This window comes from Cupriavidus sp. SK-4 (genome assembly GCF_000611125.1).
Classification (GTDB): Bacteria; Pseudomonadota; Gammaproteobacteria; order Burkholderiales; family Burkholderiaceae; genus Cupriavidus; species Cupriavidus necator.
On the sequence record NZ_JFJW01000117.1, the window covers coordinates 41,183 to 59,666 of the forward strand.

Annotated in this window: 16 protein-coding genes; 8 read left to right on the plus strand and 8 right to left on the minus strand. The window is 69.0% G+C overall.

What is annotated here, in order from left to right:
- Positions 1-82 precede the first annotated feature (82 nt).
- From CF68_RS24980 to CF68_RS24995, 4 genes are read right to left on the minus strand one after another with little or no spacing between them, the layout of a single operon-like run.
- A complete protein-coding gene (locus CF68_RS24980; protein ID WP_035824060.1) occupies positions 83-1,228 on the minus strand; it encodes an acyl-CoA dehydrogenase family protein in 1,146 nt (381 codons plus the stop codon).
- A gap of 43 nt (positions 1,229-1,271) precedes the next feature.
- Positions 1,272-2,495 (minus strand): acyl-CoA dehydrogenase family protein, encoded by a 1,224-nt coding sequence (locus CF68_RS24985; protein ID WP_035824061.1) that lies wholly within the window; start codon positions 2,493-2,495, stop codon positions 1,272-1,274.
- A gap of 14 nt (positions 2,496-2,509) precedes the next feature.
- Positions 2,510-3,199 (minus strand): enoyl-CoA hydratase/isomerase family protein, encoded by a 690-nt coding sequence (locus tag CF68_RS24990; RefSeq protein ID WP_035824063.1) that lies wholly within the window; start codon positions 3,197-3,199, stop codon positions 2,510-2,512.
- On the minus strand, positions 3,196-4,419 hold the full coding sequence (locus CF68_RS24995; RefSeq protein WP_035824065.1) for a CaiB/BaiF CoA-transferase family protein: 1,224 nt from the start codon (positions 4,417-4,419) through the stop codon (positions 3,196-3,198). The genes CF68_RS24990 and CF68_RS24995 overlap by 4 nt, the downstream gene beginning before the upstream one ends.
- Positions 4,420-4,617: 198 nt before the next feature.
- Here CF68_RS24995 and CF68_RS25000 point away from each other — a divergent pair, with 198 nt between their 5' ends.
- The 3 genes from CF68_RS25000 to CF68_RS25010 all read left to right on the plus strand — a co-directional run bounded on the left by CF68_RS25000 (position 4,618) and on the right by CF68_RS25010 (position 8,058).
- Entirely contained in the window at positions 4,618-5,550 is a 933-nt protein-coding gene (locus CF68_RS25000) for a LysR family transcriptional regulator (RefSeq protein ID WP_035824068.1), read from the plus strand.
- 222 nt (positions 5,551-5,772) lie between these two features.
- Entirely contained in the window at positions 5,773-7,026 is a 1,254-nt protein-coding gene (locus CF68_RS25005) for an alkyl sulfatase dimerization domain-containing protein (RefSeq protein WP_035824069.1), read from the plus strand.
- 9 nt (positions 7,027-7,035) lie between these two features.
- Positions 7,036-8,058, plus strand: a complete 1,023-nt coding sequence (locus CF68_RS25010; RefSeq protein WP_035824071.1) for a tripartite tricarboxylate transporter substrate binding protein — start codon at positions 7,036-7,038, stop codon at positions 8,056-8,058.
- A gap of 31 nt (positions 8,059-8,089) precedes the next feature.
- Here CF68_RS25010 and CF68_RS25015 read toward each other — a convergent pair whose 3' ends face one another.
- Entirely contained in the window at positions 8,090-8,926 is an 837-nt protein-coding gene (locus CF68_RS25015; protein WP_035824074.1) for a universal stress protein, read from the minus strand.
- Positions 8,927-9,217: 291 nt separating this feature from the next.
- Between CF68_RS25015 and CF68_RS25020 the strand changes: the two genes are divergently transcribed.
- Positions 9,218-11,230, plus strand: coding sequence for an alkaline phosphatase (locus tag CF68_RS25020; protein WP_035824076.1), 2,013 nt, complete (start codon positions 9,218-9,220; stop codon positions 11,228-11,230).
- A gap of 29 nt (positions 11,231-11,259) precedes the next feature.
- Here CF68_RS25020 and CF68_RS25025 read toward each other — a convergent pair whose 3' ends face one another.
- Positions 11,260-12,189 (minus strand): glyoxylate/hydroxypyruvate reductase A, encoded by a 930-nt coding sequence (locus CF68_RS25025; protein ID WP_035824078.1) that lies wholly within the window; start codon positions 12,187-12,189, stop codon positions 11,260-11,262.
- 2 nt (positions 12,190-12,191) lie between these two features.
- Positions 12,192-12,962 (minus strand): class II aldolase/adducin family protein, encoded by a 771-nt coding sequence (locus CF68_RS25030; protein ID WP_035824080.1) that lies wholly within the window; start codon positions 12,960-12,962, stop codon positions 12,192-12,194.
- A gap of 109 nt (positions 12,963-13,071) precedes the next feature.
- Here CF68_RS25030 and CF68_RS25035 point away from each other — a divergent pair, with 109 nt between their 5' ends.
- On the plus strand, positions 13,072-13,779 hold the full coding sequence (locus CF68_RS25035) for a Crp/Fnr family transcriptional regulator (protein ID WP_051591673.1): 708 nt from the start codon (positions 13,072-13,074) through the stop codon (positions 13,777-13,779).
- Positions 13,780-13,935: 156 nt separating this feature from the next.
- The gene (locus tag CF68_RS25040; RefSeq protein WP_035824083.1) at positions 13,936-14,319 is read left to right on the plus strand and encodes a hypothetical protein; all 384 of its coding nucleotides are present in this window, start codon (positions 13,936-13,938) and stop codon (positions 14,317-14,319) included.
- Positions 14,320-14,390: 71 nt separating this feature from the next.
- Here CF68_RS25040 and CF68_RS25045 read toward each other — a convergent pair whose 3' ends face one another.
- Complete coding sequence (locus CF68_RS25045) at positions 14,391-15,287, minus strand: LysR substrate-binding domain-containing protein (protein WP_035824085.1); 897 nt, start codon at positions 15,285-15,287, stop codon at positions 14,391-14,393.
- 112 nt (positions 15,288-15,399) lie between these two features.
- Between CF68_RS25045 and phnA the strand changes: the two genes are divergently transcribed.
- Positions 15,400-16,620 (plus strand): phosphonoacetate hydrolase, encoded by a 1,221-nt coding sequence (phnA, locus tag CF68_RS25050; protein WP_035824087.1) that lies wholly within the window; start codon positions 15,400-15,402, stop codon positions 16,618-16,620.
- Positions 16,621-16,708: 88 nt separating this feature from the next.
- On the plus strand, positions 16,709-18,388 hold the full coding sequence (locus tag CF68_RS25055; RefSeq protein ID WP_035824090.1) for a Na/Pi cotransporter family protein: 1,680 nt from the start codon (positions 16,709-16,711) through the stop codon (positions 18,386-18,388).
- Positions 18,389-18,484: the final 96 nt, after the last annotated feature.

Sequence of the window (18,484 nt, forward strand, 5' to 3'; positions counted from 1 at the left end):
TTGGCCGCGCATGCCGGTGCGTTGCCGGCCTGTCATGGGTGGGCGCACCGGGCAGCGGCCCGGGCGCCCTGGCTGAACCGGCTCAGGCTTGCGCCTGCGCCGCGTGATCAAGTGCAGCCAGCCGTTCGTAGTGCCAGTCGGCATCGCCGAACAGGTTGGCGTGGGCGGCCAGGCGCTTGTAGCAGTGGCCGATTTCCATCTCGTCGGTCATGCCCACCGCACCGTGCAGCTGCACCACGTCTTCGCCGAGCGCGCGCCCGGCGTCCGAGACAAAGGCCTTGGCATGGGATACCGCGCGCATGCGCGCCACCGCATCGCCATGCAGGGCGTTGGCCGCCAGCTCGGTGATGGCCCGCGCCTGCTCGACGCTGACATAGAGATCCACCAGCCGGTGCCGGATCACCTGGTTGGCCGTCAGCGGACGGCCGAACTGCTCGCGCGTCACCAGGTAGTCGCGGGTCAGGTCGAACGCGCGCGACATGGTGCCCACGGCTTCGGCGCAGGCCATCACCGTGGCCTGGTCGATGGCGGCTTCCACCAGCGGCCAGGCGCCGTCCACCGGGCCGATGCGCGCGCTGTCCGGCACGGTCGCGCGGCGCAGCGTCACGCTGGCGGTCTGGCGGCCGTCGTAGGTCGGCAGCGCATCGACGCTGATGCCGCGCGTGTCGGCCGGCACCGCGAACAGCGTCAGGCCGCTGCGGTCGCGGCGCTGGCCGCCGGTACGCGCCAGCACCAGCAGCACCGCGGCGCTGCCGCCGCCCAGCACCAGGGTCTTGCGGCCGTCCAGCGTCCATTGCCCCGGCTCATGCTGTTGCGCGGTGGTGCTGATATCGAAGGCGTCATAGCGTCCCTGCGTTTCCCATGCGGCCAGCGCCAGCATGGCGCCACCCTCGGCCATCGCCGCCGCGATCGCGGCGTGGGCGGGATCGCCGCAGGCGGCCAGCAGCGGCGCGCACAGCGCGGCATTGGCCAGCCAGGGCTCGGCGGGCTGGGCGCGGCCCAGTTCCTCGGCCAGCAGGGCCTGGTCGGCGCTGTCGCCCAGGCCGCCGCAGGCTTCGGGCAGTCCCACTGCCAGCCAGCCCATTTCGGCAAACGCCTGCCAGTGCTTGCGCGAGAAGCCGTCGGGCTCGGCCAGCGCCGCGCGGCGCTGCTCGAAGCCGTAGCCGCGCTCGACATAGCGCCGCACGCTTTCCTGCAGCATGCGGCGATCGTCCGTTGAATCGCTCATGTGTTCAGTTCCTTGTCCTGGGTTGCGGGCACGATTGGGGCCACTACAGGCCCAGCACCTGCTTGGCCAGCAGCTCGTGCTGGATCTCGCTGGAGCCGCCGGCGATGGTGTAGCCGCGGGTGACGAAGCGGCGCGCCGATGCCGCCGCGGCGTACGCGGACTGGCCCGATTGCGGCACGGCGGGCTCGAAGTGCGCGGCGCGGTCATAGGCCAGCGTGTCCGGACCCAGCGCATCGACCGCCAGGTTCTCGATGTCCTGGATCAGCCGGCTGCCCAGCAGCTTGAGCATGCCGGTCTCCGGCCCCAGCGTTTCGCCGGCGCGCGCCCGCTTGCGAAAACGCAGCACGGTTGCAGCCAGCGCTTCGAGCCGCACCTCCAGCGCGCGCAGCCGGCGTGCAAACCACGGGCGCTGCGACAGCGGCTGGCCGCCCTCCTCCAGTTCTTCGCCGATGGCGCGCACCTTGGCCAGGCGGCGGCGGTTCTCCGCCACGCGCGCCAGGTTCAGCCGCTCATGCTCGAGCAGGGACTTGGCGATGGTCCAGCCGGCGTTCTCTTCGCCGACCAGGTTCTCCACCGGCACTTCCACCTCGTCGAGGAACACCTGGTTGAACAGGTGCCAGCCATGGATGCCCACCAGCGGCCGCACGCTGACGCCGGGGCTGCGCATGTCGATCAGCAGGAAGCTGATGCCCTGCTGCGCGCGCGCCTCGGTATCGGTGCGCACCAGGCAGAAGATCCAGTCCGCGTACTGCGCGTAGGACGTCCAGATCTTGCTGCCGCTGACCACGTAGACCTCGGTGCCGTCGGGCCGCGTCTTGCGCACCGCACGCGTCTTCAGCGAAGCCAGGTCCGAGCCGGAGTTCGGTTCGGAATAGCCCTGGCACCACCAGTGCTCCTGGCTCAGGATGCGCGGCAGGAAGTACTGCTGCTGCGCCGGCGTGCCGTAGCGGATCAGGATCGGGCCGATCATCTCGAAGGTGATGCCGCCGCTCTCGGGCGCGTGCGCCAGCACCAGTTCTTCCTGGAATACGGCGCGGCGCTCGGCGCTCCAGTTGCAGCCCTGCCATTCAGGCGGCCAGTGCGGCGCCAGCCAGCCGCGCTCGGCCAGCCGGTGCTGCCAGTCGACCAGCTCTTGCTTGCTGACTTCCAGTCCGAGGCGGACCTTCTCGCGCACGGCATGGGGCAGCGACCGGGCGACGAACTCGCGCACCTCGCGGCGGAAATCCTGCAGCGACGCGTCGTCGTCGGTGGTGATGGAATCTGTCATGGAAATATCGGTCCTCAGGAATTCTTGTCGCGCGCAGCAGATGCCATGCGCATCGTCGCGGCGCGCATGCCGCCCTTGATCGCGGCCACGCCTTCGGCCGGAAAGCCGCCGATGGTGGCGGCCAGGCCGCGCGCGCGGTCCAGCACCTCGGCGTCTTCGACCAGTTCGGTGGCAACGCCCAGGCGCAGCAGCTCCGGCGCGGGCACGCGGTCGCCAAGCAGGCACAGGCGCGCGGCCACGGCCTCGGAATGGCGCAGCGCCAGCCAGTCGGCATTGCGCGGCGCGGCCATGCCCAGGCGGATCTCGCCGATCTGCAGGAAGGCCCCTGCGCCGCACACCAGCAGGTCGCCGGCCAGCGCCAGCGCCGCGCCGCCGTTGATGGCATGGCGCTCCAGCGCCACGATCCATGCCTTGCGGCTTTGCAGCAGGCCCAGGTGGACGCGCTCCCAGACCGGCGCAAACGCGGCCAGCCCGCCGGGCTCCGCCTGCAGTGCCTGCAGGTCCAGGCCGGAACAGAAGGCGCCGTCGGCACCGCGCAGCAGCACGGCGCGCACGCTGTCGTCGGCGGCCAGGGTTTCGATGGCGTCGCCCAGCGCGCGTGCCAGCGACATGTCAACGGCATTGCGGCGGGCCGGGCGGTTCAGCACCACCTCGGCCCAGCCGGCATGGCGCTGCAGCAGTACGGGGGATTGGAGGGTGTTCATGCGGGCTCCTGCTGGGCTTGTTCCACGCCGATCGCGCCGGCGCGGGCCATGGTGTGAATCTCTGCGGCGCTGAAGCCGAGCTCGGCCAGCACCTCGGTCGTATGCTGGCCGAGGCGCGGCACCGCGGGCATCGCCCCTGCCGGCATGCTGGCCATGGTGAAGGGCAGGCCCGGCAGCTCCAGCTGGCCGCCCTCGCCGTCGTCAACGGCTTGCAGCACGCCACTGGCGCGCACGTCGGCACTCGCGTTGACCTGGTGGTAGTCACGCACCACGCCCACCACCACCTGGTGGCGCTCCAGCAGCGCACGGGCGGCGTCGCCGCTCAGGTGGCGCATGGCGTCGTGCAGGACGGCCAGCAGCGCCGGGCGGTTCTGCACGCGCAGCGCGTTGCAGGCAAAGCGCGCATCGTGCGCCAGCGCCGGCTGGCCGATGGCCTCGCACAGGCGCGTCCAGTGCTCGTCGAGATAGGCCGACAGCACGATATGCCCGTCCGCGACTGCGATCACATCCGCGGCCGGCGCGGCCTTGGGCTGGCTGTTGCCGCTGCGCACCGGCAGCGCGCCGGAGCACTGGTACTCGGCCCACAGCTGGGCCTGCATCTGTACGCCGACCGACAGCAGCGAGGTCTCGATAGTCTCGCCGGCGCCGGTGCGCTCGCGCCGGAACAGCGCCGCCAGGATGGCGTTGCCGGTCGCCAGCGCGGTGGCCGCGTCGATCAGCGCGAAGCCGGCCTTCAGCGGCTGCCCGCCGGCCTCGCCGGTGACGGACATCATGCCGCTCTCGGCCTGCGCGGCAATATCCAGCCCGGGGCGCGTGCGCGACGGGCCGCGTGTGCCGAAGCCGCTGATGGAGGCGTGGATCAGGTCGGGACGCGCCGCGCGCAGCGTGGCGGCGTCCAACCCCAGCGCTTCCATCACGCCGGCGCGGGTGTTGTGCAGCACCACGTCGCTGGCCAGCGCCAGCCGCCGTGCGGCGTCCAGCCCTCCGGGCGTGCGCAGGTCCAGCGCGATGCCGCGCTTGCCGCGGTTGTAGGCCAGGTACATCGGGCTCTGCGGGCTGGTGCCGTCAAAGCGCCGCGCGCTGTCGCCGCGCAAGGCCTCCACCTTGACCACGTCGGCGCCCAGGTCGGCCAGCATCATGGCCGCGCCCGGCGCCGCGATGAACTGCCCGAACTCCGCCACGCGTATGCCTGCCAGCGGCAGGTCTTGCCGGTTCGTCATGCGATGCCACTCCTCGAAGATGCCGGCGCGGCCGGCGGTTTGCGACGATGTGGAGCGATCATGCGATAGCACGGTGCGTAACGACAGATGCCAAAACCGCGTCTGTGCAAACCATTGGTTAGCACCCTGGGGTTATCCCGAACCCACCGGATTGCCGCTATGCTGTGCGCCCAGTGCGTTGTTTATGTGGGGCAATCCATGCGTCTGAGCCAGGTCCAGGACTTCATTGCCGTCGCCGAGCACGGCAGCATCCGCGCCGGCGCGCGCGCGCGCGACGTGTCGGCGCCGGCACTCACCAAGAGCATCCGCCAGCTCGAAGAGGAACTGCATGTGCCGCTGCTGACCCGCACCACCCGCGGCGTGGTGCTGTCGCGTTTTGGCGAGGCCTTCCTGCGGCGCGCGCGCCTGATCGCCACCGAGGCGCGCAAGGCCACCGAGGAGATGGCGCAGATGCTGGGCGCGCGCAACGGCGTGGTCCGCGTCGGCACCACCCGCGGCCCGGCTCATGTGCTGCTGCCCGCGGTGGTCAAGCGCTTTCGCGTGCAGCACCCCGACGTGCTGGTGTGCATTGACAGCTGGGGCTACCCCACCCACCTGGACGAACTGCGCTCCGGCGTGATGGACATGGCAGTGAGTCCGGTCCCGGATGGGGGCATCGAGCGCGAATTCACCTGCGAGCCGCTCTACAACAACGACTCGGTCGTGATGGCCCACCGCGAGCATCCGCTGCGCAACGCCCGCAGCCTGCGCGAGCTGATCGGCTCGGACTGGATCCTGACCGGCCAGCGCATGCACGGCCCTGGCGCCGCCATCCTCGATGCCTTCCGTGAACGCGATCTGCCGTTGCCGCGCGTGGCGGTGCGCTGCGACACCATCGGCATGATCGAGCACCTCATGCAGGACCGCCACCTGCTGTGCATGCTGCCGCGCCAGATGGTGGCCGGCCGGCTGGCCGCCAATGGCCTGGTGCCGTTGCCGATCGAGGACAAGCTGCCCAGTCACACCGTCAGCCTGATCTACCGCGCCGATTCGCCGATGACGCCGGTGGCGGCGCAGTTCGCCACCCTGCTGCGGCGTGAAGTCCACTATCTGTCCAACCTGCCCGACAGTCCGCTGCGCCGACTTGACTGAAGGCAGCCGCTACCGCAGCGCGCGCCGGCGGGGAACTCCCTGCACCCGCGCGGTGCTAACCAGCGGTTTACACCTGAAATTCCAAAACCTCCGCCGGGCCGCACCGGCGCTTGGTTTGCGGCCGGTACGCCGCATCCCGGCGGGACTTTCCCCAATCCCCGGGATGCCCGTTCTTGCGTGACAGTTGCGCTGGACGCGACCTGGTTCGCAGAGGAGGCAAGCATGCAGGACATTGAGGACCGGCCGGCGGCACTGGTCACTGGCACCGGAATCGAAAGCGTCGGCGACGGCGTGTGGTTGCTGCATGGACAAGGACAGAGCTTTGTCGCCGATGTGGGCGGCGGCCTGCTGGTGGTCGACAGCGGCCCCGGCGGGCGCGTCACGCGCAGCATGATCGAGGCGCTGCGCACGCAGACCGGGCTGCCGCTGCTGGCCATCTGCTACAGCCACGGCCATATGGGCTACAACGCCGGCCTGCAGCAATGGCTGGACCACGCCGCCGCGCGCGGCGAGCCCGCGCCACGCGTACTGGCCCACGTCAACGTGCTGGCGCGGCAGGCGCGCTACCGCGAGACCCAGCGCATGCAGGAGCGCATGGCGGAAATACAGTTCCGCCAGCCGGCCGGCGCGCTGGCGGGAAAGCTGGTCCACATCGAACCCACCGAGACCTTCGCCGATGGCCTGACGCTGGGCCGGGGCGAGCGCCGCGCGGAAATCCTGTGGGCGCCGTCCGAGACCGACGACGCCGTGGCGGTCTGGCTGCCGGGCCGGCGCCTGCTGTACGGCGGCCCCGCGGTGATTGATTCGATCCCGAACATCGGCACCCCCTTCCGCACCATGCGCGACACCGTGCGCTGGGCCGATACGCTGGAACGATTGGCCGGGCTGCAGCCGCGCACCGTGGTGCGAGAGTTCGGCGCCACGCTGCAGGGCGAGGAAGAATGCCAGCGCGTGCTGTGCCAGACCGCCAGGGCCCTGCGCTGGCTGCGCGCGGAGGTGGTGCGGCTGATGAACGCTGGCTGCAACGAACGCCAGGTGCTGGCGGCGCTGAAGCCGCCGGCTGAGCTGTTCGACCAGCCCTGGATGCGCCCCACCTATGGCGACCCCAGCTACATCGCGCGCGACATCTACCGCTCGGAGAACGGCTGGTGGGACCGCAATGCCACCACGCTGCATCCCGCACCGCCTCAACAGGCGGCCGCCGAGATCGCCGCGGCCGTGGCCGACCATGGCGCACTGCTCCGCCACGCCCAGGCCCTGGCCGCGCGCGGCGACACGCAGCTGGCGCTGCACGTGATCGACGTGCTGGCGCTGGCGCCGGATGAAACGCCCACCGTGCGCGAGGCCCGCCAGCTCAAGGCCGCCTGGCTGCGCCAGCGCGCCACGCAGATCCGCAGCTATGTGTCGCGCAGCCTGTACGGTGCGGCTGCCGACGCGCTGGAAAGCGAAGCGGCGGACAACTTCGGCATGCATTAGGGAGACGCCATGCCCCGAGCAATGAACCCGGTTCCGACGGAACTGCCTGGCAACGCGCGCCGGCGCGACGTGCTGCGCGCGCTTGCCGCACTCGGTCTTGGCGCGGCGACCGGCCCGCTATGCGCCGGCAACGCCTGGCCCGCCAAGCCCATCCGGCTGGTGGTGCCGGCCCCGCCCGGCGGCGGCACCGACCTGTTCGCGCGCGCGCTGGCCGCATCGCTCGGCAAGGCGCTGGGCCAGACCATCGTGGTCGACAACAAGCCCGGCGCGACCGGCATCATCGGCAACGATACCGTGGCCAAGGCCAGCCCCGACGGCTACACGCTGCTGTTCACCTATGCCGCCACGGTGGTGATCAACCAGACCCTGCAGCCCAAGCTGCCCTATGACGGCCTGCGCGACCTGTTGCCGGTGGCGCAGGTCGGCGCGGGCGGCAATTTCCTGGTGGTGACGCCGGACTTCCCGGCGCGCACGCTCAAGGAGTTCGTCGCCCACGTGCTCAAGCGCCCGGATGCGTACGACTACGGCTCATGGGGCATCGGCTCGGGCGGCCACCTGACCATGGAAGCCCTCAAGATGCAGACCGGCATGAAGCTGCGCCACGTGCCGTACAAGGGCGTGGCGCAGATCCTGACCGACATGCAGGGCGGCGTGGTCAAGGTGGCCTTTGTCGATACCTCGTCGTCGCTGCCGCTGATCCGCGCCGGCAAGCTGCGCGCGCTGGCCGTCAGCGGCACGCGCCGCGCGCCGGCCACGCCGGACGTGCCGACCATGACCGAACAGGGCTACCCGTTCGACACCGACAGCTGGTATGGCCTGTTCGCGCCCGCCGGCACCAGCGCCGCCATCGTGCAGCGGCTCAATACCGAGGTGAACCGCCTGCTGGCCGACGCCCCCATGCGCGAGCGCTTCCTGCAGCTGAACATGGGCATGGCGCCGCCCAGGAGCGCCGAGCAGTTCGCACAGACGGTGCGCGGCGACGTGGGCGTATGGGGCAAGGTGATCCAGGCCAACCACATCACGGTCGACTGAAGACCACCGGGGGACGCTGCTCTGGCGCGCTTCAGTGCGAGAACAGCACCGGCACCGTCATCGACTCCAGCACCACCCTGGTTACGCCGCCCAGCACCAGCTCGCGCAGCCGGCCGTGGCCGTAGGCGCCCATCACGATCAGGTCGGCACCAAAGTCCGAAGCTCGCGACAGGATCAGTTCACCGATGGCCAGGTCGCCACTGCCCGGGCCGTGCTCCACCTCCACTGCCCCACCCAGTCGCTCCAGCACGTGCACGGCGTGGCTGACCGGGGTGGCATCGGCACGCGACTCCCTGGCGGCGGCATGGGCGCTCAGCACCCGCGCCCGCGCGCCGGACATCAGCGGCAGCGCGTCGTGCAAGGCACGCGCGGCCTCGCGGCTGCCGTTCCAGGCGACCAGTACGCGTGTGCCCACGGTGGCGAAAGCGCCGGTACAGGGCACCACCAGCGCCGGCCGGCCGCTCTCCAGCAGCAGCGCCTCCAACAGCTGCCGCGCCACCGGGCCTTCAGCGTTGTCAGCGTCGTACTGGCCGGAGACGATCAGGCCGGCCTCGCGCGCCTCGCGCAGCGCCAGTGGCACCGGATCGCGCTCGACGGTGCGCCAGTCACAGGCAACCGCCAGCTCGCGCGTGGCGGCCTCGAAGGCACAACGCGTGTTCTCGCGCTGCAGCCGGCGCCGCTCCTGGTCTTCGGCCAGGCAGCGCTGGGCATTGTTCATGCGGTAGAACCAGCTGGGGTCCGGCACGCGCCCGGCCAGCAGGCCAATCAGCGGACACTGGCTGGCGGTGGCAAGGCGTGCCGCAATCTGCAAGCGCTGCATGGCCTGCCGGTTGCCGTCGAGATGGACCAGGATGCTGCCGTACGCCATGATGCCCTCGCGTCCGAATCGTCTGCTTTCAGTCTAGGCCGCGTGGCAGGCAATGCATGCCGACTTGCCGATCGCGCCAGCAACGGTGGTGCGCGGTGCGCCAGCGCCGGCACGAACCAGTCGACCTCCTCCTATATCGATGTCGGAACCTCACCGACAGCGACCGTGCGGACCAGCCACTAGTATGCATTCAGCAACCAGCACGCCCCCACGAATCCTGGTGCCGCAAGCGGCATCCTGGCCCCGGCTGCGCGCTGTGTGGACCGAGACCGCAAGAACAGGAGGATCGCCATGGACCGCCGCCAGTTCCTCAAGTGGGGAAGTTTCCTGACCGTCACCGTTGCCACCGGCGGGCTGAGCGCCTGCGGCGGCGGCGATTCCGACCCGGAACCCGACACCGGCAATCCGGAGAACTTCAATTTCGTCCATGGCGTCGCCTCGGGCGATCCCAAGCCCGACAGCGTAGTGGTGTGGACGCGGGTGGAAGGCAGCAACGGCAAGCGGCCGGTGGTGGTGCGGCTGCAGGTGTCGGCACAGCCTGACTTCCCGCCGCCGAGCCTGCTGGTCAATCAACCGCTGATGGCCCTGCCGGACTGGGACTACACCATCCGCAACAAGGTCACGGGCCTGAGCCCCGGCACCCGCTACTACTACCGCTTCCTGCTGGGCAACCGCCCCAGCACCGTCGGCCGCACCCGCACCGCGGCAGCGGCCGGCACGCCCTTGTCACAGCTGCGTTTCGCCTTTGTCAGCTGCCAGGACTGGAATGCCAACCACTGGGCCGGCATGGAAGAACTGGCGCAGCAGGACCTGGACTTCATCGTCCATGTCGGCGACTACATCTACGAGGCCGTCCCGGGCGGCTCGCGTGCCGGCAATGTCGAGGATCGCCATGGCGTGCTGCAGCTGCCAAATGGCACCGCGCTGCCGGACGGCAGCGTCTACGCCACCACGCTGGACGACTATCGCTACCTGTACCGCAGCTATCGCAACGACGCGCGCCTGCAGGCCCTGCATGCCGCGTTCCCGATGATTGCGATCTGGGACGATCATGAGTTCTCGGACAATTGCTGGCAGGACCGGCAGACCTACAACTCCGACGACGACCTGACGCCGCGCACCGCGCGCCGGCGCGCTGCCAACCAGGCGTGGTTCGAGTTCATGCCGGCCGATGTCAGCCTGGACCTCAACAACCCGTCGTTCCAGAACATCCAGATCTATCGCTCATTCACCTTCGGCAATCTCGCTACCCTGCTGATGACCGACGAGCGCCTGTACCGCGCCGACCACATCATCTCAGAGCAATCCACCGGCCGCGCAGTCGGCGCCCTGTACTTCGTCCCGGCCGCGACACTGGCCGCGGCCGAGGCGCAGAAGATTGCCGCCGCGGGCAACACGCTGACGCCCGTGTCGATGTTGGGCGACGCGCAGCGCGCGTGGTGGCAGGACCGCGTCGGCGCCGACGCCACCACGTGGAAGCTGTGGGCCAACCAGTTGTCGCTGTTGCGCATGCAGGTGGATGTGACCCAGGCGGTGGCGCGGCTGATCGCCAGGGCGCTGGTGCTGGCCAACAATGCCCTGTCCTCGCTGGAGAGCGCCATTGCCAACGCGCTGGCCGACGACCTGCGTGCGGCCAAGGCCGCCGGGACCTATGCCAACCTGGCCTACACGGCGCTGCGCAATGTACTGGCGCAGATCGGCATCGACAGCGCCACGTTCGATGCCAACATCAAGCCGCTGATCGAAAGCCGGCTGCCGGCCATCGCGCTGCTCGACCGCTTTATCCTCAATGCCGACCAGTGGGATGGCTACAACGCCGAGCGCAAGAACCTGATGGCGTTCCTGAAGAACAACGGCGTGCGCAATGTGGTGGCGCTGAGCGGCGATATCCACGCATTCTTTGCCGGCCAGGTGATGGACGACTACGATGCCGCAACGCCAGCGCCGGTGATGGTGGACCTGGTCACGGCCGGCCTGTCGAGCAACTCCCTGCTCAGTGCATTCCGCTCGATCGTCGACAACGACCAAGCCTTCGCCGCGCTGCGTGAACTGGTCTACAGCAACGTGGGCGGCACGGTGGTGAACACCTTCGACGCCACCTTGCGCACCTTCAACGCGTGGCTGCGCCACGCCGACTCCAACGTCGAGGGCTACGCACTGGTCACCCTGACGCCCCAGAAGCTGAGCTGCACCTTCCATACGCTCAAGCTGCTCGAGGGCGGCACGGCACCGGCCCAGCCTGCCACGGCAAGCACGCGGCTGCTGGAGGTGGCGGCGGGCACCGCCGATGTGAGCGTGACTTAGTCACGCGGACGGACCGGCCCGCCGGGCCCTCAGTAGCCCGCTTGCCGGTCCACCTGGTTCAGCAGTTCACGCCCGTCGCGCGCGCGCCGCAGGTTGTCGATGCATTGCCGTGCCACCAGTTCGTACGAGGGGTCGGCCGCGATATGCGGCGTGGCCTCGATGCGGGGATGGCTCCAGACCGGGTCGTCCGCCGCGGGCGGCTCCTTGGCGAACACGTCAAGCGCCGCGCCGGCAAGGTGGTCTTCGTCGATCAGGGCGACCAGGTCGGGCTCGACCACATGCTCGCCACGCCCGACGTTGATCAGGAACGCCCCCTTGGGCAGCCGCGACAGCGTCTGGCGGTTCAGCATGCCCTCGGTGCGCGGCGTCAGCGGCAGCGTGCAGACCAGGATGTCGCTCTGCGCCAGCATGGCATCCAGCCCGTCGTCGCCAGTGAAGTCGGTCACGCCCGGCAGATGCTTGGCGCTGCGGCTCCAGCCGCTGACCGGGTAGCCGATGGCGGCAAACATGCGCGCCACCTCGCTGCCGATCTCGCCCAGCCCCAGCACACCCACGCGGCAGCGCGACACATCGCGCCCCGGGTGGCGCTTCCATTCGCCGCGGCGCTGCTGTTCGGCGTACAGGCCGAGCGCGCGGGTATGGCGCAGTGCCATCGCCAGCACGTAGTGGGCGATGCCGGTCTGCTGGCCGGGATCGACGATGCGCGTGACCGGCATGCCAGGCGGCAGGTCCGGCGCGGCCAGCAGCTTGTCGACGCCCGCGGTGGCGGCGCAGACCAGCCGCAGCTTTGGGTAGGCCGGCAGCACGCCGGGCTTCAGGCCCCAGGCGATGATGGCTTCGACCTGTTCCGCGACCGCGGCCTCGCGGCCGTTCCACACGGTGATGTCCGGCGCGGCTTCGCGCAGTGCGGCGGTGATGGGAACCGCCATGAAGGACGGCAGGTGAACGAGGATGGCCATGGTCAGTTGCGGTAGTCAGGGTTGATGCGGTCGAGGCGGCGCAGCAGGCCCGGCCAGGCCAGGTTGGAGCCCTTGCCCTTGGTGGCCTGGCGCGCCTGCTGGCCCATGTTGGCGCTGGCGGCTTCGGGCACCATGCTCAGCGGCGTGCCGCCGCTTTGCGCGAGGATCTGGATGCGGCAGGCGGACTCGAGCGTGTACATGGTCAGGAAAGCATCGGATACCGTGCGCCCGCACGTCAGCAGGCCATGGCTGCGCAGGATCATCTGCTTGCAGCGGCCCAGGTCGGCCACCAGCCGCGCCTTCTCGTCCTCGCGCAGCGCCACGCCTTCATAGTCGTGGTACGCCAGCCCGGTCAGCGCGAACATCGACTGCTGCGAGATCGGCAGCAGGCCCGCCTGCTGCGCCGAGACGGCGACGCCGTGCGAGGTATGCGTGTGCATCACGCAGCCGACCTCAGGGCGTGCCTCATGCACGGCGCTGTGGATGATGAAGCCGGCCGGGTTGACGTCATACGGCGTTTCCAGCACGGGCTGCCCTTCGTGGTCGACCTTGACCAGGCTCGATGCCGTGATCTCGTCGAACATCATCCCGTACGGGTTGATCAGGAACTGGTCCGGCGCATCGGGCACGCGTGCCGAGATATGGGTGAAGATCAGGTCGTCCCAGCCGAAGTGGGCGACCAGGCGGTACGCGGCCGCCAGGTCCACGCGCATCTGCCATTCGGCGTCGGAGACGCGGTCCCTGATTGAATCGACAAGCTGGATTTGCGCCATATGCGTACCTCCCGGGGGCATGTGAGTCATTGAATCGATGCATTGTCCGGGCGCACCGCGTCAAAGTCTGTTAAGTATTGGACAATCTCGGCTCCAGCAGGAGAGCGATGTGAAGAGTGATGTGAAGCGTGGATCGAGGGCAGCGGTGGAACCGGTGCGCACGCTGCCGCGCAGCGTGCTGGCCAGCGGCTGGCTGCGCAATGCGCCGCCGGGCGTGCTCGATGCCGTGGCGAACGCCGCACGCCGCCTGCGTTTTGGCGACGGCGAGATGATCTTCGCGCGCGGCGATCCGCCCACCTACTTCTGCATGGTGCTGTCGGGCCGGGTGCGCATGAGCCGGGTCAGCACGGGCGGGCGCGAGTCGGTGTATTCGGTGATCGGGCGTGGCCGCTGGTTCGGCGAGATCTCGCTGCTGGACGGCAAGCCGCGCACGCACGATGCCTTCGCCGTCGGCAATACGGAACTGATGGTGCTGAGCCAGCGCGACTTCCACCGCATCCTGGCCGCGCATCCGGAAGGCATGCAGTTGATCGTGCAGCAGATCTGCGCGCGCCTGCGCGTAGCGTTCGACCATGCGCAAAGCGCGGCGCAGGCGCCGATCGATGCGCGCATGGCAGCGCGCCTGCTGGAACTGGCCGACCGCACCGACCATGTCGTGCGCATCAGCGCGGAGGACCTTGGCGACATGGTCAACCGCTCGCGCCAGACCGTGGCCAAGTACCTGCAGGCGTGGGAGGACGCGGGCCTGATCCGCCGCGAGTACCGGCAGATCGAACTGCTGGACCCCGCGGCGCTCAAGCGATTGGCCGGGCGTTGACAGCGCCGCAAGGCCCGGGGCCGCGCGCGCATTTAACCTGCCTTGACGTCGATGGCAAGGCTGGTAAATGACCGTTGCAAAATCGAACAGAATGTCAGGTGCCTCGGCGCTACAGTGACTGTTCCCTTGCCTGTAGGCGTTCTAGGAGGTACACGAATGAAGCAACATCTGGCGAAATCCCTGGTCGTGGCTGGCGCGATGATCGCGTCCTACCCGCTGTTTGCGCAGCAGGCTCAGCCCCTGCAGCCGAGCCAGCCCATGCCAATGACGCAGCCGATGCAGCCGATGCAATCCACTCAGCCGGTGCAATCCGCCCAGCCCGTGCAAGCCATGCCGTCGGCCCAGGCGGCACCCGCAGCAGGCGGCAGCTACGCCCAGGCTCCGGTACAGGCGGCCCAGCCGGGCATGGCGCCGGCAGCCGCCGACCCGACCATGGCAGGCAGCCCGGCCTCGGCCGTGGACCCCGCCAGCATGAGCCTGGCCCCCGATGCGCTCGGCTCGCGCCTGGGCCAGCGCAGCGCCTTCCTCGACGGGGCCTGAGCGCCCGTCAGCGCAGGCCCGCATCGCGCGGGCCGCGCGCCACACTCACGTCGCTTCCCGCGCGCGCCACTTCAGCTCTCCACGGCCGCCTGCCCCTGCTGCTGCAGCCACTCCAGGAACGCGCGCAGATGCAGCGGCTTGTCGGCATCGCGCGGCACCAGCGCATGGTAGGTATTGCCCGGTGCGCGGATGGCGGCAAACGGCGTCGCAATGCGCCCGCCCGCGCGGTCCGTTTCCAGTGTCGGAAAGGTGCCGATGGCAAAGCCAAGGCTGTCCACCACCGCCTGCAGCGTGACAAAGAAATGGTCGAAACGCAGCGTGCGCACCGGCAGCAGCGAGGCATGTCCCGCCTGCTGCAGCCACGATTCCCAGCTGCCCGGCCGGGTCTCCGTATAGAGGAAGACGCCCTCCACGAGGTCCTCTACACCTTGCAACGGCACCTGCTCCAGCATCGCCGGACTGGCGATCACCGTCTGGTACTCCGAAAAGATCGGCACTGGCTCGAACTGTTCGCCACGTTCGAGGGTGCGCCGTATCGCCACATCAAAGGTGCCGTTGAATCCCGCCTCGTTGCTGAAGGCGGTCGACACACGCACGTCGACCTCGGGCTGCTTGCGCCGGAAGTCATCCAGCCGCGGAATCAGCCAGCGCATGGCAAAGGTTGCCGGGGCATTGACGCGCACCACCTTGCGCGTGGCAATGCGGCCATAGCGCTCGGAAGCGGCGCTGATCTGGTCGAACGCCGTGCTGATCTCGCGCGCGAACGCCTGCGCGTGGACAGTCGGCACCATGCGCTGGCCCTGGCGGATAAACAGCGGCTGCCCCAGCCATTGCTCCAGGATCTCGATCTGCCGGCTGACCGCGCCATGGGTCAGGTGCAGCTCGCGCGCGGCCGCCGAATAGCTGCCGGCGCGGGCGGCAACCTCGAAGATGCGCAGGGCGTTGAGCGGGGGCAGCTTGTGCGGCATTGTGAGATTTCCTGACAGGATCTGGAAAATAAACTCGATTGTGAGAGTTTATCGCCTAACTTAGCATGGGTCTCAGGCAAATCCCATCGACAAACCCTCCCCAAGAGACGCCATGAGCACCCAGATCCAGGTCAACGGCCACCACTACCAGCTTCCCGCCCGCCCCACCGTCATCGTCTGCATCGATGGCTGCGAGCAGGAATACATCAACCTTGCCGTGCAAGCGGGCGCCACGCCCTTCTTCGCCAGCCTGGCCAAACGCGGAACGGTGCTGACCGGCGACTGCGTGGTGCCGTCGTTCACCAATCCCAACAACCTGTCGATCGTGACCGGCGTGCCACCGTCGGTGCACGGCATCTGCGGCAACTTCTTCTACGACACCGAAGCCGGCGCCGAGGTGCTGATGAACGACGCCCGCTACCTGCGCGCGCCGACCGTGCTGGCTGCGGCAGCGCAGGCGGGCGCATCGGTGGCGGTGGTCACGGCCAAGGACAAGCTGCGCGCGCTGCTGGGCCACGGCCTCAAGGGCATCTGCTTCTCGGCCGAGAAGGCCGACCAGGCCACCATTGAAGACAACGGCATCGACGACGTGCTGCGCAAGGTCGGCATGCCGCTGCCCTCGGTCTACAGCGCCGACCTGTCCGAGTTCGTGTTCGCCGCCGGCGTGGCCTTGCTGGAAACCGTGCGCCCCGACCTGATGTACCTGTCCACCACGGACTATATCCAGCACAAGCATGCCCCGGGCACGCCGCAGGCCAATGCCTTCTACGCCATGATCGACAGCTACCTGCAGCGCCTGGACGCGCTGGGTGCGGTCATCGGCGTGACCGCCGACCACGGCATGAATGCCAAGACCGACTCGCTGGGCAAGGCCAACATCCTGTTCCTGCAGCAGGTGCTTGACGAGCGCTTCGGCACCGACGCCACACGCGTGCTGCTGCCTATCACCGATCCCTATGTCGCCCACCATGGCGCACTGGGCTCCTACGCGACCGTCTACCTGCCCGCCGGCACCGATCAACAGGCCGTGCATGAAGCCATCGCCGCGCTGCCCGGCATCGAACTGGTGCTGGACAAGCGCGCCGCCAGCGATCGCTTCGAGCTGCCGCCCGACCGCATCGGCGACCTGGTGGTGGTCAGCGAACGCCTGACCGTGCTCGGCACCACGCCGGCCCGCCATGACCTGAGCGGCCTGGATGCCCCGCTGCGCTCGCACGGCGGCCTGTCCGAGCAGAAGGTGCCGTTGCTGTTCAACCGCAAGGTTGCTGCGCCCGCCGGCCAGCGGCTGCGCAACTTCGACATCCTGCGGCTGGCGCTGAACCACGCGGACTAGAGCGAGTACGTGCCGGCCAGGCCGGCACGCTGCATCATCAATCAGATAAAGGTGGCCGCGAAGACGGCCACCACCAGGGGGCGGCGCCATGCAAATCCTGCTTTCCCTGATGTCCGGGGTCGCACTACTGATCTGGGGCGCGCACGTGACGCGCCACGGCATGCTGGAGGTATTGGGGCCGCGCTTGCGGCTGGTGCTGGCCGCAGGCACGGCCAGTCCCGCGCGTAGCTTCCTGGCCGGGCTTGGCGTGACCGCGCTGATCCAAAGCAGCAGCGCCACGGCGCTGATGACAAGCGCCTTTGTCGCAGGGGGCCTGGTGTCGTTGCCGGCGGCACTGCCGATCGTGCTCGGTGCCGACGTCGGCACCAGCCTGATGGCGCGCCTGCTGTCGGTCGACATTTCCTGGCTCTCGCCGCTGCTGCTGGTCATCGGCATTGCCCTGCGCCTGTCCGGCAAGGCCAGCCTGCGCGGACAGGCTGGCGAAGTCATCGTGGGACTGGGCCTGATCACGCTGGCCTTGCAGCTGATCCGCCTCTACGCCGCACCGCTGCTGCACGCCGAGATCGTGCGCGCCGTCTTCACCTCGCTTGGCCATGACGCACTGCTGGCACTGGTGATCGGCGCCCTCGTGACGTTGCTCGCGTACTCCAGCCTGGCCGCGGTACTGCTGACCGCAACGCTGGCCATGGGCGGTGTGATCGGCCCTGCCACAGCCTTGCCGCTGGTGCTCGGCGCCAATCTTGGCAGTGGCCTGATTGCCTGCCTGGCAAATTCCGGCAGTCCGCCCGCCGCGCGGCGGGTATCGCTCGCGAACCTGATCTTCCGGTTCGTGGGGGTGCTGGCATTCCTGCCGCTGCTGGACGCCATGCCCTGGCTGCTGGACCGCCTGGGCAGCAGTGCCGGCACCATGGCCATCGACTTCCACATGGCATTCAACCTGACCCTGGCCGCAACGCTGATCTGGTTCGTCAACCCGGTGGCGTCCCTGTGCACCCGATGGCTGCCTGATGCGCACGACGACGCAGCGCCCGGCGGCGCGCGCTACCTGAGCCACGGCGACCTGCGGCATCCTTCCGTCGCCCTGGGCAATGCCACGCGCGAAGTCGTGCGCATCGGCGACGTGATCGAGGAGATGCTCAACGGCATGAAGCTCTCGATCGTGGGCAACGACCGCGCCGTGAACGCCCGCTGCCAGGCGCTGGACGACCGCATCGACGCACTTTATTCGTCGGTCAAGATGTACCTGACCGACGTCGACGCCGGCAGCCTCGACGGTGAGGATGCCGCGCGCTGGGATGAAATCATGCTGGTGAACATCAACCTGGAGTATGCGGGCGATATCGTCGAACGCATCCTGGTCGATCTGGACCAGCGCAAACTGAGCCGCAACTACTGCTTCTCGGATGAGGGCCGCGCCGAACTGCTCGAGCTTTGCGACATGCTGCTGGCCAACCTGCGTACCAGGATGTCGCTCTTTGTTGCCAACGACCGCGCAGCGTCGGCATTGCTGGTCGAGTGCGCCGGCGACTTCCAGGCACGCGCCGGGCGCTTCACCGCCCGCCACATTGCCCGGGTGGCGCAGCGCCGCACCGCGAGCGTGGAAACCAGCGCCTTGCACCTGGACACCCTGCGCGAGCTTTCCCAGATGAACGCGCTGCTGTGCGCCGCGCCGGCAGGCATGCGCGGCGCCCTCCCTGATGACACCTCGTTCCTGCCCGCCGACAACCCCGGCGCGCCGCACGCACAGGAACGCTTGCTTAGTCCGTGATGCTGCAAGCAGAAAGAAGGCTGTTTGGATTGTCGCTACGCGGTCGGTTGTCGCTCTTGACTAGCGTGAGCTGTTTCGCCGGCGGAGCCGGCGGGC

Excerpts from the sequence above, each read along its gene's own strand:
- CF68_RS24980 (WP_035824060.1), bottom strand. The coding sequence starts at position 1,228 with ATGAGCGATTCAACGGACGATCGCCGCATGCTGCAGGAAAGCGTGCGG.
- CF68_RS24985 (WP_035824061.1), bottom strand. The coding sequence starts at position 2,495 with ATGACAGATTCCATCACCACCGACGACGACGCGTCGCTGCAGGATTTC.
- CF68_RS24990 (WP_035824063.1), bottom strand. The coding sequence starts at position 3,199 with ATGAACACCCTCCAATCCCCCGTACTGCTGCAGCGCCATGCCGGCTGG.
- CF68_RS24995 (WP_035824065.1), bottom strand. The coding sequence starts at position 4,419 with ATGACGAACCGGCAAGACCTGCCGCTGGCAGGCATACGCGTGGCGGAG.
- CF68_RS25000 (WP_035824068.1), top strand. The coding sequence starts at position 4,618 with ATGCGTCTGAGCCAGGTCCAGGACTTCATTGCCGTCGCCGAGCACGGC.
- CF68_RS25005 (WP_035824069.1), top strand. The coding sequence starts at position 5,773 with ATGCAGGACATTGAGGACCGGCCGGCGGCACTGGTCACTGGCACCGGA.
- CF68_RS25010 (WP_035824071.1), top strand. The coding sequence starts at position 7,036 with ATGCCCCGAGCAATGAACCCGGTTCCGACGGAACTGCCTGGCAACGCG.
- CF68_RS25015 (WP_035824074.1), bottom strand. The coding sequence starts at position 8,926 with ATGGCGTACGGCAGCATCCTGGTCCATCTCGACGGCAACCGGCAGGCC.
- CF68_RS25020 (WP_035824076.1), top strand. The coding sequence starts at position 9,218 with ATGGACCGCCGCCAGTTCCTCAAGTGGGGAAGTTTCCTGACCGTCACC.
- CF68_RS25025 (WP_035824078.1), bottom strand. The coding sequence starts at position 12,189 with ATGGCCATCCTCGTTCACCTGCCGTCCTTCATGGCGGTTCCCATCACC.
- CF68_RS25030 (WP_035824080.1), bottom strand. The coding sequence starts at position 12,962 with ATGGCGCAAATCCAGCTTGTCGATTCAATCAGGGACCGCGTCTCCGAC.
- CF68_RS25040 (WP_035824083.1), top strand. The coding sequence starts at position 13,936 with ATGAAGCAACATCTGGCGAAATCCCTGGTCGTGGCTGGCGCGATGATC.
- CF68_RS25045 (WP_035824085.1), bottom strand. The coding sequence starts at position 15,287 with ATGCCGCACAAGCTGCCCCCGCTCAACGCCCTGCGCATCTTCGAGGTT.
- phnA (WP_035824087.1), top strand. The coding sequence starts at position 15,400 with ATGAGCACCCAGATCCAGGTCAACGGCCACCACTACCAGCTTCCCGCC.
- CF68_RS25055 (WP_035824090.1), top strand. The coding sequence starts at position 16,709 with ATGCAAATCCTGCTTTCCCTGATGTCCGGGGTCGCACTACTGATCTGG.